This is a genomic window from Sphingomonas sp. Ag1, assembly GCF_000980895.1.
Lineage (GTDB): Bacteria > Pseudomonadota > Alphaproteobacteria > Sphingomonadales > Sphingomonadaceae > Sphingomonas > Sphingomonas panaciterrae.
On record NZ_LAZX01000084.1, the window covers coordinates 43,903 to 57,795 of the forward strand.

A 13,893-nucleotide genomic window follows, 5' to 3' on the forward strand; every position below is an offset into this window, starting at 1 on the left:
GACAAGGGCATCATGAACGCGACATCATCCCGCCGCCGGCACGCCTAGGTTGACCATTCCCATGCCCAACGCATCATCCGTTCGCCTCCTGCGCAGGCCAAGCCTGCCCTTTGTTCTGTTTTGCGTGTTTCTGGCCGTTCTGTGGCTGGCGGGCGGGGCAGCCCGCGCCAACGTCTTCGGTCAGGTCGTCGTGCGACTGGCGGCGGTGGTATCGCTGTTCGTCTTGGTGCTGTTCGGCGATCAACCGGTGATGGCCCGCGCCCGGCCAATCTGGTGGCTGCTGTTTGCGGCCATCGGCCTGGCGATCATCCAGTTGATCCCCTTGCCGCCGGCGCTGTGGCAGGTGCTGCCGGGGCGTGCGATGTTTGCGGAGGCGACGCTTGGCCATCCGCAACCCTGGCGTCCTCTGGCGCTTGTGCCGGGCACCGCTATCAATGCGCTTGCATCGCTGCTCGTGCCGCTGGTCACGCTGGCCATGGTGAGCAGCATTCGGCAGGACGAACGCGCTTTGCTGCCCGGCGCGATCCTGCTCATGATCGTCGCCGCCAACCTGCTTGGTTTGTTGCAGCTTTCGGGAGCCGGCTTCAATAATCCGCTCATTAACGACAGCGTCGGCGAAATGAGCGGCATCTTTGCCAACCGCAATCACTTCGCGCTTCTTCTGGCACTGGGCTGCCTGCTGGTGCCGGCTTGGGTGTTCGCCAGCGGCAACCGTTCGCGCGGGCGGGCGGTGATCGGGCTCGGGCTGGCGCTGCTGTTCCTGCTGACGATCCTGGCGAGCGGCTCGCGCGCGGGGCTGTTGCTGGGTGCGCTGGCGCTTTGCGGCGGGATGCTGGTGGCGCGGGGCAGCATCAGGCGGGCATTGCGCCGCGCGCCGGCCTGGGCGTTTCCCGCGCTGATCGCGGCTATTGTCGCGGTGGTCGGCGCGTTCGTGCTGATCAGCGTTGCGGCGGATCGTGCGGTGTCGATCCAGCGGATTTTCGAGATCAGTGCCGGTCAGGATATGCGTGGCCGCGCCCTCCCTACCGTATGGGCTATGACGCTTGGCTATTTCCCCGTGGGCACGGGCCTGGGCAGCTTCGATCCCGTGTTCCGCATTCACGAGCCGTTGGCACTACTGAAACCCACCTATTTCAACCATGCGCATAACGATCTGCTCGAAATCGTGCTCGATGCCGGCCTGCCGGGACTGTTGTTGTTGATGGCTGCTTTGACATGGTGGGGGTGGGCGAGCATCGGGGCTTGGCGGGCCGGAACCGCTGGAACCGAGGTCGCCCTGGCTCGAATCGGCTCCATCATGCTGTTGTTGATGGTGCTGGCCAGCGCCTTCGACTATCCGGCGCGCACGCCGACGATGATGATGATGATCGTGGTTGCTGCGCTGTGGCTGCATGGGGACCAGCCGGCCCGACGTAGCCAAGCTTTACCTCGGACCGAGCGCTAACTATGGCCCTGCAGTCCCTAACCTGAAAGCATCGCAGCTGCATGCGTAGAATTTTGTTCGTCCTGCTGGGCGCTTCGGTCCTGACGGGCTGCGGAGGCCGCCAGCCGCTGGTATCCACGCAGCGGCTGACCGTTGTAGAGAATGACACGAGCTTGCCTGCTCCCGCGCGAAGCGATCTGATCGCGGGCGACCGACCAGCGCTGATCGGCCCGTTGGACACCATTCAGATCGATGTGTTCAACGTGCCGGACCTAAGCCGGGAAGTGCAGATTGATGCAAGCGGACGCATCGCGATGCCGCTGGCGGGCACGATTGATGCGCGCGGCAAGACGGCCGGCGAACTGGCCACAGCGATCGAAGATGCCCTGCGCGTGCGATATGTCCGCAACCCGGAGGTCACTGTCAACATCAAGGGCTCGGTCAGCCAGGTCGTCACGGTCGACGGACAGGTGCTGGAGCCTGGGCTCTATCCGGTCACCAATCAGATGACGCTGATGCGCGCCATCGCCTCGGCAAAGGGCTTGTCCGAATTTGCACGCCAGGATGATGTGGTCATCCTGCGGACGGTGGAAGGCCGCAAGATGGCCGGGCTCTACAACATCGGCGCCATCCGGCGCGGCATGTATGACGATCCGGAGATCTATGCCAACGACGTGATCGTTGTCGGGGATTCTCCACAACGACGGCGGTTCCGCGATCTGGTATCGGTTGCGCCCATACTTGCAGCTCCGCTTATCGCGGTCCTGCAGTAATCGTACGCTTTCAAAGGCCTTTTGTAGACATGAACCTAGCGACAGCCATTGCACCCGGCGGCGCACAGCTGACTGGGGCGGCTTTCAGCAAGCAGCCGGTGCCCGAGCCTGCGTCGATGCCGATGCTGCGGCAATATCTGCGCATGGTGATGCGGTGGCGGTACGTCATTCTGTCGATCATCGCCGCGTGCATCTTGCTGGGGCTGATCATCACCTTGTTGATGACGCCCAAATATACGGCAACCGCTTCCATCGAGGTGCTGCGTGAGTCCAGCAAGGTCACCGACATCCAAGGCGTGGAGCGGGAAGCCAGTCTGGCCGATCAGGAATTCTACCAGACGCAATACGGACTGCTGAAATCCCGTTCGCTGTCGGAGCGGGTGGCGCAGCAGCTGAAGCTGGTCGACGACCCCAAGTTCTTCGACCAGTTCGGTGCCGCGGCGGATACACCGGCCTTCAATGTGGTGAACGGTCGCTATCCGGCGGGCGGAAGGCTGGAGCGGCAACGAGTGGCGGGCAAGGTGCTGCGCGACAACCTGTCGATCACGCCAACGCGTCTGTCGCGGCTAGTGGACATCTCCTTCACCAGCCCGGATCCGACCTTTTCCGCGCAGGTGGCGAATGCCTGGGCCGAGAACTTCATCCAGACCAATCTGGAGCGCAAGGTTCAGGCTACGTCCTACGGCCGCAATCTGCTGCAGCGGCAATTGGCGCAGGCGAAGGAACGGCTCGACGCATCGCAACGGCAGCTGGTGAACTATGCGTCCGCCCAGCAGATCATCAACCTGCCGGCGCAGTCGGGTGACGGCAGGGCGACCGCGGAGCGTTCGATCGTCGCAGACGATCTTGCCACGCTCAACGCCGCTCTGTCACAGGCGGTGGCCGAGCGTATCCAGGCTGAGGCGCGGTTCCGCCAAGCCGGTGCCGCAGGCGCCTCGACCGAGGCGCTCCGCAACACCGCAATCAACAATCTGCGTCAGCGGCGCGCCGAGCTTGCTGCCGATTATCAGCGGCTGATGGTGCAGTTCCAGCCCGATTACCCGGCCGCCAAGGCGGTTCAATCGCAGATCGACCAGCTCGACCGTTCCATCGCCCGCGAGGAGGGGCGCGTGTCCGGTTCGCTCGAAGCCGACTTCCGCGAGGCGCGCGAGCGCGAGCGCGGACTGCAGAACAAGGTTGATGCTTTGAAGATGAGCTATCTCGATCTTCGGCGGCGAAGCATCCAGTACAATATCTACCAGCAGGAGGTGGACACTAACCGCGCATTGTATGACGGCCTGCTGCAGCGTTTCAAGGAGATCGGCGTCGCTGGCGGTGTGGGGATCAACAACATCTCGGTGGTGGACATCGCCGACAGCCCGCAGAAGCCGTCAAGCCCACGTCTGCTCCTGAACCTTCTGCTCTCACTGCTGGTGGGCATTGGCCTTGGTGCCGTTACGGCCTTTGCGCTTGAACAGATCGACGAGGCGATCGCCGATCCAGCCGAAGTGGAGCGGCGGCTCGGATTGCCATTGCTGGGATCGGTGCCGAAGGTTGACGGCTCGACGCCCAAAGAGGCGCTGCTTGATCGCAAGTCGGACTTGTTCGATGCATACCTTGCAGTTCAGACGAGCCTGGCCTTCACCACCGAGAACGGCATTCCGCGCACGTTTGCGGTGACGTCCACGCGCCCGGCCGAAGGCAAGTCGACCACTGCGCTGGCGCTGGCGACCACGCTGTCGCGTGGCCAACGCAAGATCCTGCTGGTCGATGGCGACATGCGCTCGCCATCGATCCACCAGATGGGCGGCGTCGATCATGACCGCGGATTGAGCAACTTCCTGGCCGGCGACGACGATATTGCCACCATGCTGTTCCCGATGCAGGATCTGGGCTTCATGGCCATGTCGGCGGGGCCGATCCCGCCGAATGCGGCCGAACTGCTCACCGGCAATCGCCTGGCGGTTCTGGTGGAGCGGCTCCTGGAACAATATGATCATGTCATCATCGATTCGCCGCCGGTGATGGGTCTGGCCGACGCGCCGCTGATCGCCAGCCGTGTCGAAGGCGTGATCTATGCGGTGGAATCGCACGGCATCCGGTCGAGCCTGGTGAAGACCGCGCTCAACCGGCTGGTGAGCGCCAATGCGCGCATCTTTGGCGGCGTGCTGACCAAGTTCGAGGCGCGCAAGGCGCATTACGGCTATGGTTATGAATATGGTTACGGCTATGGTCGCGAGCGTGACGAAAAGGCCTGAGCGGCCATCCGGGGGCGGCAGCCGACTTGCACGCCGCTTCCGAAAGCAATGGCCGGCCCGCGTGGGGCTGGCGGCGCTGGTCGCCGTGCTGGGCTATGCCAATGTCAGCTTCACGCTGGCCGAGGCGCTGCGGCGAGATGCCGGACGGGCCTATGCGCTGGCGCCTTACGATGGACGCATGACGGCGCGCTGGGCGGGCGTTTTAAGCGGTCCCGAAGCGACCGCATCCGATCGTCTTCGCGGCGACGAGCTGGCACGAAAGGCATTGCGGCAGGATCCGGTGAATGTTCCCGCTGCCGCGGCACTGGGATTCAACGCGCAGGAACGCGGCGACGCCGCCACGGCCCGCCGCGCCTTCGCCTATGCGGAGCGGCTGTCGCGCCGGGATCCCATGACGCAATTGTGGGGCATCGAAGAAGCGGTGGCCCGCAACGACATTGGGGATGCCGTTCGCCATTACGACATTGCGTTGCGTGTCAAACCCGAGCTGGGCGAGGTCCTGTTTCCGGTGCTGGCGGCGGCAAGCGTCGAAGCCCCCGTTCAGGCGCAATTGGTGCGCACGCTTACCGCCAGGCCGCCGTGGAGCGAGGGCTTTGTCAGTTTTTTGGCCACCCGGGGGACGGACCCGCAGGCCACGGCCGTGCTTCTTCAGCGTCTCGACCGTGCGGGCGTGAAAGCGCCCAACGCCGCCAAAGCGGCTTTGCTGAATGCCTTGTTCTCCAGCGGCCAGAGCGACCGGGCATGGGCCTATTATGCCACGATCCGCGCCGGCGTCTCGCGCGATCGGGCGCGCGATCCGGGCTTTACCGGGCAGCCCGACGTGCCGACGTTGTTCGACTGGGTCGTGGTGGGCGACGGCGGGATCGTCGGCACGATCGGAAAGGGGGGCTTCGACTTTTCCGCACCGGCCAGTGTCGGCGGGCCGATGCTGCAGCAGGTCCAGCTTCTGCCCCCGGGCGATTATCGATTGCGCGGACATAGCAGCGATGTCGATCAGCCGGACGGCGCCCTCCCTTATTGGGCGCTGGTGTGCCAAGGCGGAAGGGAATTGGGCCGCGTGACGGTATCCCGGTCCAGCCAGTCGGAAGGCCGCCATGCGGGCATGCTGCGCGTACCGCAGGACTGCCCGGTCCAGACACTGGTGCTCGTCGCCCGGCCGTCCGACAATATCGCGGGGCTGTCGGGTCGCATCGATCATGCGGCGCTGGAACCGCTTTCGCGCGGAGGACGGACGTGAGAGGGATGGCTGAAGCTATCATGCTGGCGGCATCGCTGGTCGCGGCGCCTGTGGCGGCACAGGAAGCGGCAGCCGGACGTGTCACCAGCTCGTCGGTGGGAGATGTCGGGCAGCGTCGCGCGAAAGCGGTAGCCGGCGTTGCACCGCTCGCGCGCGTGAACACCCGCCTCCAAAACCGCATCGAGGCACGCCTGCGCACCAGGGTCGATCGCAATCAGGCTCCCGTTATGGATTCCAGCTCTGGTTACGACGTCGCCGCCCGGGTGATCAGCCAGACCGATAGCCCAAGGTAAACCAGATATCATCTGGACGTGGCGCGCGACCTCGCATCCGCGATGCAGTGCGATCCGAAGCTGATGGAGCAGGCGGCGAGTGGCGACACGAAAGGAGCGGCGCGGGCGATGGCTGAGGAGCAGCGTGTCTGGCTCGATCCGGACGCGCGTGCCGATCGGTTCATCGTAGGCTGACAAGCGATGCAGCGCCAGCGCATTCAGCTGGAGCGCGCCGGCGACACCGCAGGCGCCGAGAAGCTGCGCGGACGCATGGCGCAGGCCATAGGCGGGCTCGCCCGTGATCCACAGCTCGAATCCGCGCTACGTCACCGTGCGCCCGAGTTGGAGCTAAAATCGGGGAAGATCGGGCGATCAGCGACGCTTTGACGAAATCGCTAAGGCCGGAACGTGATCGCGACTGGGGATTAAGCCGACAGGTGGCTGCGACGTGGCGCGGATGGCAGTCGATTGTAAATGTTGCGCCATCAATCCTGGGATCAAACACCTAAAGCATTCGACTGGTTGATCTGAGGGACAAGAGACTGATCCGTCCGTACGGTCGACATGTCGTGTTGCCGCAATCTTGCTCCTAAACCGTCACAACAGCGGTGTAAGCTCGGTCGCGCTGCCATTTTCAGGATTGCGATTCCCGAAAGCCGCACCAGCGAATTCGCCTTCTAGGTTCCCGATGACTGGAAAAGACCGCCGCGTCATCGCTGGTCATCCCAGCCCAAGCCCGGGCAGAAGGTCGTGCCGAACGTTCTGGCCACCTATGATCGCCTCCCCGCTGACACCACGCTGGAAGCATTCGTCGACATCAGGTGAGCGAGCTGATGCGCGGCGCCAAATGGTTTGCGCTGAAGAGGCGGCGGGCGATCACGCTGGCCGGGCGCGCGGGGAGGAGGTGGTGTTCCAATGGGATGCCGGCGCCGGGTTGCTGCGCCAGCGCCAGTTCTATTTCGCGCTGCCGGATGGGCGCATCATCACCGTCGTCAACACCGCCACCGATGCTGAATTTGACGCGACGGACTAGATATTCTCCCATCCTCAACAACTTCACTTGGTTCTGATGTAGGAGGGGCGGGGTGGAAGCCGCACTAGCCGCCGCACGGATCGGGAACGAGATCGAGCATTCCAATGCGACGCTTGGATTCGCGGTGGGGGCTGCGGTGGGGCTTGGTGTGGGCGTGGCGATCCTTGGCGGGTGGTTGCGGCGCCGTTCACAGGCGGCCTGTCGCTATGCGCGTCGGTCGCCGCGGTAGCGGCGCTGGGGGGATCGTCGCAGGTGTGGGCGCGGGCGCTGCGGCAGGGGGCCTTGGCGGGCTGATGACGGCGCCCGCCGGGCCGATCACGTCCGGATCGTCTAACGTGTTCATCAACCGGCGCGCGGGTGATCGACGTGGTCGCCTGCACCAAGCATTCCGCGCCGCCAGCGCATCGCGCAGGGCAGCAAGAGCGTCTCGATCAAGGCGTCAGGCCGGGAAAGCCCCGCTTAGCCGCTTTCAACGAGCGTTCGGATCGTTGCCATGGACAGGAACAGCCTCAAAGGCTTGGACGGCAGCGGCTCAAAGCCATAGCTGATATAAAGCGCTAGGCGCCTCGCCACCGCATCGGGATCGCCGCAGTCGAGCACGTCGAGCATGACAACGGCTATGCCCAGCGCCTCGGCCGCGCCAGCTAAGCGTATCAGGCAATCCATTAGCAGATCGCCACCATAGCCCCGTCCTTGATAACGGCTATCGACGCCGATCATCGAGATATAGGCGGCCGGGATACTGCCATGGGCGGGGCGGCTGCGGGCAAATCGCTCGGGCAACTCGGTGTAATCAATGGCATGAGCATTGACGGCGTAGAAGCCGATCAGCACGCCTTCGGACCCGACCATCACGAACGTGCGGGCGTTGCCGGCCTTGGTTAGCTTGTTGGCGGTCCGGCGGAAGAAGTTGTCGACCTGGTCGATGCCACAGGAGAAGGCCGTTCGGTCGTGCTTGGTCGGATCGAGCGGCTCTATGATGAAGGACTTTGATCCTTGGAGCGCCGTCACTTGCTGATGATCGTCTCACGGTAGCGCGCAAAGGCTGCTCGCAGCCGATCGGTGGGTGCGGGGGGCGTATCGAGCGCGGCGAAGAACGCCTGATGATCGACCTGCTGCAAGCTGGTGCGCTCATGCGCTGCGATCGTCTCCAACGCCGACCGATAAGCGGCGTTCATGGTGAAGACGGAATCGTCCACACCGGAAAGCGCGGCAGCCTGCTGGATGGCGTGCTTGATACGCGGCTTGATGCGGAAGTTCATCCGCTCGCTGCTGCGCTCTTCAACGACGCCGATCTGGTCCTGGAAGCCGAGCATGGCACACCTCATTAAACTTTCACGCGATGTACGTCGTTTAAACGTACATTTCAATGATGTTTAGAAGCTGTGCGACTTCTATCGTGGTCATCGCACCGGTCAGCGGTGTTTGGTATTGCGCGCGGTGCATGGGAGAGGGCCGGGTATCAAGTCCGCGCCGCTGCACTAGCAGGTATTTCAGCCGAAAAGCTCAGAGGTGGTTCGGGCATTGCGTCACGCACCATCGCCAGCATGGAGCGGCAGTGAGAGCTGGGCAGGGGAAGGATACCGCGGTGTGCCTGTCGGCGTCAGGGCAAGCGAACGGGGCAGGTGAGGCGATACCCTAATGCTCACCGTCGATCCCTTGGCCGGTGTGTACGATTACGCCCGATCGAACAGGCGGGCGAACTCGCGCTGATCATAATAGCGGATTTTCTGCGCCCAAAGCGGGCGTTCGCCCTGGCGTAGCAGCAGGAGAGTGTCCGCCGGCATCCGCATGATTTCGTCGGGCGTCACCAGCCTGCGCGTGGCGACGTGACCGCTGACGCTGGCCGAGTGATCCGGGCTGTCGAACCAGCTCGTTTTATGGGGCGTGCTGACGGTCCCATACTTGATGGTGGTGTCGCCGATCGTACGCGAGAGCATGTCGACGGTCGCATGATCGTTGACCCCGAACGCCTCGACCCCGACGGCATTGGACAGGAAGGTGCCGGCGCGCTCGCCGTAGAGCGCGCGGAGCTGGTGCATGTCCTGGAGGATCGGCCAGAGCTGGAGGCCGTAGCCGCCATCAGGCCTGTCGCGCGTTCCGCCGGCTTCAGTCGGCCGAGGGCGGCAAACTCATCGAGCAGGGAACAGCACGGGGCTTGCTGGGCGGGCAGGGGACCGCGCCATGTCGGTGACGGCCTGCCCGACCAGCAGCCGCAGCCAGCGCGCATAAATAATCGAGCCGATCGGGCGGCAGGCACAGGAACACCGTGCGTGGCCGCTCCTTCAGGTCTGCGAACCGGAAGTCAGACGCCGAGGTGCTGTCCACCAGGCGGGGGCTGTCCATGAAGTGGGTGTGGCGCTGCGCCGAGGAGAGCACGCCCGCGGCCTCCCGTTTGACTTGTCGACCTGGCGGTTGGCGGCGCGCGCGATCAGACCGCTGACGCCGGTGCTGGCCTGCATGTCGGCGAGCAGTGCGGCGAGATCGGCGGGATCGCGGGTGAGCTTGTCGTGCACGGTCGCCAGCGTGACGCGGGTAGGGGGCTCGTGGACGACGGTGTGCAGGATCACGCCGGCGATCAGCGCCCTGGTCGAGCGTCAGCAGGTTGGGGATGATCGTGCCGAGGCCCTTACCCGACCGGAGTGGAGGCCATCGTCAGCAGATGGGCGGGGCCGTCGTAGTGCAGCAGCTTGCCGGATCCGATGGGGCGGTCGATCAAGAGGCTTCGTTTTCCCGAAGCCGGCGCACGTCCGCCCGATCGCCGAAGCGGGCCAAGCCGAACAGCGAGCTGCGCCGGTTCGCGGCGCGGCGATTGAAGCGCCAAGCCAGGAACAGAATCACGCTGGCAAGCAGGAACGGAATGTCGGTGGCAATCTCGCCATAGCCGAAGATGCCCTTAAGCCAGTTATGGTTGGCGAACAGCACGACCGGGGCGACGAACCTTGCGAACAGCGGGCTGATCCGCCCGCCGGGCATCAGCCGGCCCGCTCCAGCGGTGTGATCGCCAGCCCCGGATCGGCGTCCGGATGATCGTAAAGCCTCAGGATGATTTGCGTGGCGAGGAGAGGAGGTACAGCCTCGTCGCGGAGCATGTCGAACAACGCGTTATCGTCCGGCTCCATCGCCATGCCCTCGATAGCGAGATTGGCGCGAGATTCCGCGTCATCCTCGCGCCACATCGCGGCTTCCGCAGGCGTGCCGCGTACATAGCCGAGCGCGCGCACTTCCGTCCGGAGCGCGTCAAGGTCGAGCGTCGTCATGCCACCGTCTCCCTGCCTTCTGCTTCCGCGTCGAAGGCACGCTTGCCGCGCCGTTTCCACAGCGCGAGCATGTCGCCACCATCGTCGCCGCGAACACGGCCAACCAGCTCCAGCAGCGCGCCGTAAATGGTGGCGCGATCGTCGTCGGTGAGATCGACCAGGCCGGCCTTTTGGACTAGGCCGCCCAGTTCGATCAGATGGCGGGTGCGTTCGCGCCGTTGCACGACCCAGCTCCGCGTATCAGTCCGACGCCGCGCCGCTTCCAGACGCCGGATCAGCGCTCGGTTGCGCTCCTGTGCTGTCGCCGTTGCCGTCAGCAGTCCGCCTACCTTTGCGCCCGCGCCGCTGAAAGAAGGCGGCGCCCTTCGCACGCCACGCCTCCTTCGCTTCCGCTTTCTGCGAGGCAACGGCGTCGAGCAGCGCGCCGGCGAGCGTTTCCATGTCGAGCGCATCCGCGCCTGTGGAAGTAACAAGCTGGCCGAGCTGTTCAACACGGCGCGCCTTCAAGGCACGCGCCTTGCTCTCCAGCGCCTTCAGCTCCGCGTCATAGTCTCGCACCTTGCGCATGGTGCCTCCATTCTCCGCGTCAGTACCGCCGCAGCCTAGCAAAACGATAGGGGAGGGCAAGCCACATCAGTAGGCACCACTAGGTCAATCAGGAGGAGCGAAGCGAACTTTTGAGTGCGCGCTTATACACTCTTGCAAGTGTAGGCTTGTAAGTGCAGCATGCACGTTATTATGGCGATCTATCACTTCAGCGCCAAGATCATCAGCCGCAAGGTCGGCGCCAGCGCCGTTGCGGCTGCTGCCTATCGCTCAGCATCGGAGCTGTACGACGAGCGGCTTGGGCGCCATCACAACTTCTCAAACAAGGCCGGCGTCGTCCACTCTGAAATGCTGTTGGCAAAGGGAGCGCCCGAGCGTCTGTCGGATCGCACGACGCTGTGGAACGAGGTAGAAGCAGGAGAGAAGCGTGACGACGCGCAGCTTGCCCGCGAGGTGGAGTTCTCGATTCCACGCGAGATGAGCGAGAAGCAGGGCGTGAGCCTCGCCCGCGATTTCGTGGAACGAAAGTTCGTCAGCCAAGGAATGATTGCCGACCTCAACGTGCATTGGGACACGGCAACGGACGGCAGTCCCAAGCCGCACGCCCATGTCATGCTGACTATGCGCGACGTGGGCCCCGACGGGTTCGGCAACAAGAACCGCGGCTGGAACGATCGGGCATTGTTGAAGGACTGGCGCGAGGCATGGGCGGCGCATGTCAACGAACGCATGGCGGGGCTGGGGCTGGAGGGGCGGATCGACCATCGCTCCTATGCCGACCAGGGCATCGATCTGGAACCGCAGCACAAGATCGGACCGGCGGGAATGCGCCGGCTCGAGCGCGGCGAGGATGCCGAGCGCGCCGACGATCACCGGCGGATCGCGCGGGAGAATGGCGAGAAGATCGTGGCCGATCCGCGCATCGCGCTCGACGGCATTACACGGCAACAGGCGACCTTCACAACCCGCGACCTTGCCGCGTTTGCCTTCCGCCATTCTGACGGCAAGGAGCAGTTCGACCAGGTGATGGCTGCGGTGCGCGCCAGTCCCGAGCTGGTGGCATTGGGCAAGGACGGGCGCGACCAGGAGCGGTTCACATCCCGCGAGATGATCATGACGGAAGCGCGTCTGGAGAGGGCCGGCGACGAGCTGACGCGACGCGACGGGCATGGCGTTTCCGTGTCTCACCGCGCCGGCGCTCTGGAGGCCGCAGAAGGTCGGGGGCTGGTGTTGTCGGGCGAGCAGCGCGACGCCTTCGATCATATCACTAAGAGCCGTGGGCTGGCGTCGGTCATCGGCTATGCCGGCACGGGCAAGTCGGCGATGCTGGGCGTCGCGCGCGAGGCGTGGGAGCGCGAGGGCTACCAAGTGCGCGGCGCCACCCTGTCCGGCATCGCGGCTGAAAATCTGGAAGGTGGATCAGGCATTTGCTCCCGCACCATCGCCAGCCTTGAGCATGGTTGGGCACAGGGACGCGATCAGCTCACCCGCAACGACGTGCTGGTGCTGGACGAGGCGGGCATGATCGGCACCCGCCAGATGGAGCGGGTGCTGTCCCATGCCCGCGACGCCGGCGCCAAGGTTGTACTGGTGGGCGACCCGGAGCAGTTGCAGGCGATCGAAGCCGGTGCGGCGTTCCGGTCGATCGCCGAGCGCCACGGCGCGGCGGAGATCACCGAGGTGCGCCGGCAACGCGAGGACTGGCAGAAGGATGCGACGCGCGCGCTCGCCACAGGCCGCACGGCCGAGGCGATCCACGCCTATGACGGCCGTGGTATGGTTCACGCGGGTGACACGCGCGAGCAAGCGCGAGCCGCGCTGGTGGAGGGCTGGGATCGCCAGCGGCAGGCCGATCCGGACAAGACCCGCATCATCCTTACCCACACCAACGCCGAGGTACGCGAGCTGAACCAGGAGGCGCGTCAACGGGTGCGCGCATCGGGCGGGCTGGGCGAGGACGTGGGCGTCACCGTCGATCGGGGCGCGCGCGACTTCGCGGCCGGTGACCGGATTATGTTCCTGCGCAACGAGCGCTCGCTTGGCGTGAAGAACGGCACGCTGGGCACGCTGGAGCGCATCGAGGGCGGGCACATGGCGGTGCGGCTCGACGGGGGCGGGCGCGCCGCGTTCGACCTCAAGGACTACGCCGCGGTCGATCACGGCTATGCCGCGACCTTCCACAAGTCGCAGGGCGTGACAGTCGATCGCGCGCATCTTCTCGCCACCCCCGGCATGGACCGTCACAGCGCCTATGTCGGCATGTCGCGGCATCGTGACGGGGTGCAGCTCCACTATGGGCGGGACGACTTCGCCGACTTGGCGAAGCTCGCCCGCACGCTGTCGCGTGATCGCGCCAAGGACATGGCCGGTGACTATGCCGTGCCGTCCGACGAGGACCGGGCGCGCAGCTTCGCCGAACGGCGGGAGATACGCTGGCCCGAGCGCGCGCGGGAGATCGTCCACCAGGTCCGCGACAAGACCAAGGACATGTTCGCGGGATTCCGGCCGAAGCCTGCCGCCACGCCTGAGAAGGCAGCAACGCCGGATCGCACCGGGGCGGCGATTGGCGGCAAGCCGGACCAGGCCAAGGCGATCGAACGCTATGCGCGGGCGTCGGCCGACATAGGCCGGATGCGCGCGCAGGAGCTGCCGGTGCTGCCGCATCAGGAGAGCGCGTTGCGCCGCGCCAGCGAGGTGCTGGATCAGGTACGGCCCGATGCCGCGCGCGACCTCACTTCCGCGTTCCATCGCGATCCGGGGCTGATCGGGCAGGCGGCCGAGGGCAAGACCGGCGGTGCTGCGCGCGCGATGGCCGAGGAGCGCCGGGTGCGGCTCGACCCCGGCGCGCGCGCCGACCGGTTCGTGGAGAGCTGGCGGGGCCTGGCGCGCGAGCGGGCAGGCGGGGACCAGGCGCGGGCGGAAAAGGCCACCACGCGCATGGGCGCGATGGCCGAGAGCCTACGCCGCGACCCCGAGCTGGCAAAGGCGCTGGAGTGCCGCGCGCCCGAGCTGGAGCTGGAGCTGAAGCTGGAGCGCGGCCGGAGCATCGAGAAATCGCTGGAGCAGTCGATCGGGATCGGTCGCGAGCGTGACAGGGGCATGAGCCGATAAG

General features: G+C 65.2%; 18 protein-coding genes and 1 pseudogene. 11 read left to right on the forward strand and 8 right to left on the reverse strand.

Annotated features, from left to right (window positions below):
• Positions 1–49 precede the first annotated feature (49 nt).
• The 9 genes from XM50_RS05620 (at position 50) to XM50_RS21135 (ending at position 7,204) form a co-directional block, all read left to right on the forward strand.
• Complete coding sequence (locus XM50_RS05620; RefSeq protein WP_156167159.1) at positions 50–1,444, forward strand: O-antigen ligase family protein; 1,395 nt, start codon at positions 50–52, stop codon at positions 1,442–1,444.
• Between the two features lie 53 nt (positions 1,445–1,497).
• A complete protein-coding gene (locus XM50_RS05625) occupies positions 1,498–2,196 on the forward strand; it encodes a polysaccharide biosynthesis/export family protein (RefSeq protein ID WP_231621866.1) in 699 nt (232 codons plus the stop codon).
• A 29-nt stretch (positions 2,197–2,225) separates the two neighbouring features.
• Entirely contained in the window at positions 2,226–4,433 is a 2,208-nt protein-coding gene (locus XM50_RS05630; RefSeq protein ID WP_082102751.1) for a GumC family protein, read from the forward strand.
• On the forward strand, positions 4,417–5,670 hold the full coding sequence (locus XM50_RS05635; protein ID WP_156167161.1) for a tetratricopeptide repeat protein: 1,254 nt from the start codon (positions 4,417–4,419) through the stop codon (positions 5,668–5,670). The genes XM50_RS05630 and XM50_RS05635 overlap by 17 nt, the downstream gene beginning before the upstream one ends.
• 5 nt (positions 5,671–5,675) lie before the next feature.
• Positions 5,676–5,963 (forward strand): hypothetical protein, encoded by a 288-nt coding sequence (locus tag XM50_RS05640; protein ID WP_046408085.1) that lies wholly within the window; start codon positions 5,676–5,678, stop codon positions 5,961–5,963.
• A gap of 18 nt (positions 5,964–5,981) precedes the next feature.
• Positions 5,982–6,137 (forward strand): hypothetical protein, encoded by a 156-nt coding sequence (locus XM50_RS19990; RefSeq protein WP_156167163.1) that lies wholly within the window; start codon positions 5,982–5,984, stop codon positions 6,135–6,137.
• 6 nt (positions 6,138–6,143) lie between these two features.
• Positions 6,144–6,329, forward strand: coding sequence for a hypothetical protein (locus XM50_RS05645; protein WP_046408086.1), 186 nt, complete (start codon positions 6,144–6,146; stop codon positions 6,327–6,329).
• A 460-nt stretch (positions 6,330–6,789) separates the two neighbouring features.
• The gene (locus XM50_RS05650; RefSeq protein ID WP_046408088.1) at positions 6,790–6,975 is read left to right on the forward strand and encodes a hypothetical protein; all 186 of its coding nucleotides are present in this window, start codon (positions 6,790–6,792) and stop codon (positions 6,973–6,975) included.
• A 52-nt stretch (positions 6,976–7,027) separates the two neighbouring features.
• Entirely contained in the window at positions 7,028–7,204 is a 177-nt protein-coding gene (locus tag XM50_RS21135; RefSeq protein ID WP_443024638.1) for a hypothetical protein, read from the forward strand.
• A gap of 230 nt (positions 7,205–7,434) precedes the next feature.
• Here the strand turns inward: XM50_RS21135 and XM50_RS05655 are convergent, their stop codons facing one another.
• Positions 7,435–7,986 (reverse strand): GNAT family N-acetyltransferase, encoded by a 552-nt coding sequence (locus XM50_RS05655; protein WP_046408089.1) that lies wholly within the window; start codon positions 7,984–7,986, stop codon positions 7,435–7,437.
• Entirely contained in the window at positions 7,983–8,291 is a 309-nt protein-coding gene (locus XM50_RS05660) for a type II toxin-antitoxin system TacA family antitoxin (RefSeq protein ID WP_046408091.1), read from the reverse strand. Before XM50_RS05660 ends, XM50_RS05655 begins: the two co-directional genes overlap by 4 nt.
• 108 nt (positions 8,292–8,399) lie before the next feature.
• On the opposite strand from XM50_RS05660, the pseudogene XM50_RS21025 reads away from it, so the two are divergent.
• Positions 8,400–8,534, forward strand: a pseudogene (locus XM50_RS21025) (AAA family ATPase); the annotation flags it as partial.
• Between the two features lie 117 nt (positions 8,535–8,651).
• On the opposite strand, the gene XM50_RS20760 reads toward XM50_RS21025, so the two are convergent.
• From XM50_RS20760 to XM50_RS05685, 6 genes are all read right to left on the reverse strand, one after another.
• On the reverse strand, positions 8,652–9,017 hold the full coding sequence (locus XM50_RS20760) for a type IV secretory system conjugative DNA transfer family protein (protein ID WP_231621867.1): 366 nt from the start codon (positions 9,015–9,017) through the stop codon (positions 8,652–8,654).
• A 67-nt stretch (positions 9,018–9,084) separates the two neighbouring features.
• Positions 9,085–9,591, reverse strand: a complete 507-nt coding sequence (locus XM50_RS21140) for a type IV secretory system conjugative DNA transfer family protein (protein WP_443024639.1) — start codon at positions 9,589–9,591, stop codon at positions 9,085–9,087.
• A 99-nt stretch (positions 9,592–9,690) separates the two neighbouring features.
• Positions 9,691–9,951 (reverse strand): hypothetical protein, encoded by a 261-nt coding sequence (locus XM50_RS20770; RefSeq protein ID WP_046408092.1) that lies wholly within the window; start codon positions 9,949–9,951, stop codon positions 9,691–9,693.
• Positions 9,951–10,235 (reverse strand): hypothetical protein, encoded by a 285-nt coding sequence (locus XM50_RS05675; protein ID WP_046408093.1) that lies wholly within the window; start codon positions 10,233–10,235, stop codon positions 9,951–9,953. The genes XM50_RS20770 and XM50_RS05675 overlap by 1 nt, the downstream gene beginning before the upstream one ends.
• On the reverse strand, positions 10,232–10,459 hold the full coding sequence (locus XM50_RS05680; RefSeq protein ID WP_046408094.1) for a conjugal transfer protein TraD: 228 nt from the start codon (positions 10,457–10,459) through the stop codon (positions 10,232–10,234). Before XM50_RS05680 ends, XM50_RS05675 begins: the two co-directional genes overlap by 4 nt.
• Positions 10,460–10,475: 16 nt before the next feature.
• Positions 10,476–10,802: a conjugal transfer protein TraD gene (locus tag XM50_RS05685; protein ID WP_046408096.1), complete on the reverse strand. Its 327-nt coding sequence runs from the start codon at positions 10,800–10,802 to the stop codon at positions 10,476–10,478.
• A 171-nt stretch (positions 10,803–10,973) separates the two neighbouring features.
• Between XM50_RS05685 and traA the strand changes: the two genes are divergently transcribed.
• A complete protein-coding gene (gene traA / locus XM50_RS05690) occupies positions 10,974–13,892 on the forward strand; it encodes a Ti-type conjugative transfer relaxase TraA (RefSeq protein ID WP_046408097.1) in 2,919 nt (972 codons plus the stop codon).
• The last annotated feature ends 1 nt before the right edge of the window (position 13,893 follow it).

Coding starts and splice junctions, on each gene's coding strand:
- XM50_RS05630 (WP_082102751.1), top strand. CDS start 2,226: ATGAACCTAGCGACAGCCATTGCACCCGGCGGCGCACAGCTGACTGGG.
- XM50_RS05640 (WP_046408085.1), top strand. CDS start 5,676: ATGGCTGAAGCTATCATGCTGGCGGCATCGCTGGTCGCGGCGCCTGTG.
- XM50_RS05645 (WP_046408086.1), top strand. CDS start 6,144: ATGCAGCGCCAGCGCATTCAGCTGGAGCGCGCCGGCGACACCGCAGGC.
- XM50_RS05650 (WP_046408088.1), top strand. CDS start 6,790: ATGGTTTGCGCTGAAGAGGCGGCGGGCGATCACGCTGGCCGGGCGCGC.
- XM50_RS05660 (WP_046408091.1), bottom strand. CDS start 8,291: ATGCTCGGCTTCCAGGACCAGATCGGCGTCGTTGAAGAGCGCAGCAGC.
- XM50_RS20760 (WP_231621867.1), bottom strand. CDS start 9,017: ATGCACCAGCTCCGCGCGCTCTACGGCGAGCGCGCCGGCACCTTCCTG.
- XM50_RS20770 (WP_046408092.1), bottom strand. CDS start 9,951: ATGCCCGGCGGGCGGATCAGCCCGCTGTTCGCAAGGTTCGTCGCCCCG.
- XM50_RS05675 (WP_046408093.1), bottom strand. CDS start 10,235: ATGACGACGCTCGACCTTGACGCGCTCCGGACGGAAGTGCGCGCGCTC.
- XM50_RS05685 (WP_046408096.1), bottom strand. CDS start 10,802: ATGCGCAAGGTGCGAGACTATGACGCGGAGCTGAAGGCGCTGGAGAGC.
- traA (WP_046408097.1), top strand. CDS start 10,974: ATGGCGATCTATCACTTCAGCGCCAAGATCATCAGCCGCAAGGTCGGC.